This window comes from Sphingomonas sp. ABOLE, assembly GCF_003950455.1.
GTDB lineage: Bacteria > Pseudomonadota > Alphaproteobacteria > Sphingomonadales > Sphingomonadaceae > Sphingomonas > Sphingomonas trueperi.
Genome location: NZ_QQWY01000118.1, coordinates 1 through 705, shown reverse-complemented (window position 1 = coordinate 705; position 705 = coordinate 1). Strand labels below are relative to the sequence as shown.

1 pseudogene is annotated in these 705 nt (G+C 63.8%); it reads left to right on the top strand.

From position 1 onward, the window contains the following. A pseudogene (locus CA234_RS24165) lies at window positions 1-623 on the top strand (AAA family ATPase); the annotation flags it as partial. Window positions 624-705: the final 82 nt, after the last annotated feature.

Below are 705 nucleotides of genomic sequence, written 5' to 3'. Positions count from 1 at the left end.
TGCAGCGGTCCGCGCTGGCCCGCGTCATGTCGATCGACGGCAAGGGTGTCACGGTCGAGACGGCAAGCAAGCAGGTGCTGACGCTGCAGCACGGCGACGCGATGCTCTCTCGCCTCGATCTCGGCTACTCGCTCAACATGCACATGGCCCAGGGCGTGACTGCTGATAAGGGCATCATGGCGCTGTCGAGTGCCGAGACGAACCTCACCAATCAGCAGCTGTTCAACGTGGGCGTCACTCGCGTGCGCTCGGATCTCACCGTGGTGGTGAACGACCAGGAGAAGGTCTCCCGCCAGCTCGATCGGAACACCGGCATCAAGACCTCGGCGCTGGAGACCGTCGGCCGCATCAACATCGATGGTCCGGGGAGCAGCGGCTCGCCGAGCACCGGCACCGGATCCAAGACCTCAAGCGGCCCATCCATGAGCTTCAGCCTCAGCTCGAGCGACCTTGGCTCGCTGCCGCCCCTGCCCCGGTTCGATGAGAAGGATGCGGCCCGCTACGCCAAAGGAGGCGACGACATGGGGCTCAGCAAGAAGCCCGACGACATGGGGCTCGGGGACGCGGGCAAGGGCGCGAAGGGGCCGCCGGTGCCAGAGAAGAATCTGGGGCTCGAACTGTGACAAGTTGCTAATTCAACAGGGGGAAAAGGGTGATTTCAAAGCCATCTACACGAGCTGAGGAACTGCTCGAGGCGAACGAGCT